Source organism: Stenotrophomonas maltophilia group sp. RNC7 (genome assembly GCF_030910085.1).
In the GTDB taxonomy this organism is placed as follows: Bacteria; Pseudomonadota; Gammaproteobacteria; order Xanthomonadales; family Xanthomonadaceae; genus Stenotrophomonas; species Stenotrophomonas sepilia.
In genome coordinates this window covers 1-353 of sequence record NZ_JAVFVN010000531.1, presented here as the reverse complement: position 1 = coordinate 353, position 353 = coordinate 1, and the positions used below count along the sequence as shown (strand labels likewise).

The window sequence follows — 353 nt, the reverse complement described above, 5'->3', positions numbered from 1 at the left end:
TTTTTTCTGATGATGAATATAGGTTCATAACCACTTTATCTAAAATAGAAAATTACCCATTGGATAGAAAAAAAGATTTAGAAATATATCAATCTCTAGGAACGATATATCCACAACTAGACCTACTGGAAGCTATAGAAGATTTTAGACAGTATAAGATGGACAAGCCATTAGAGAAAAGCTCTAATCCTAGAAGTGAGATACACACTAGCTTTAAGAAATATATTGAATGGGGTAAGTGCTTAAAGAAAAACAAACCAGAGCCATATGAGGATGAGAATCCATATTTAAATAGAGGGGCGGGAATGAAACAAAAGCTTGAAGAGCCAAGAGAGTTTGATGAAAACCCATTC

At 33.4% G+C, this 353-nt stretch carries 1 protein-coding gene; it reads left to right on the top strand.

Features of this window, described 5'->3' with window-relative positions; all coding sequences use genetic code 11:
* On the top strand, nt 1-353 hold a 353-nt coding region (locus tag RCF13_RS10375), incomplete at both ends, for a hypothetical protein (RefSeq protein WP_308141133.1).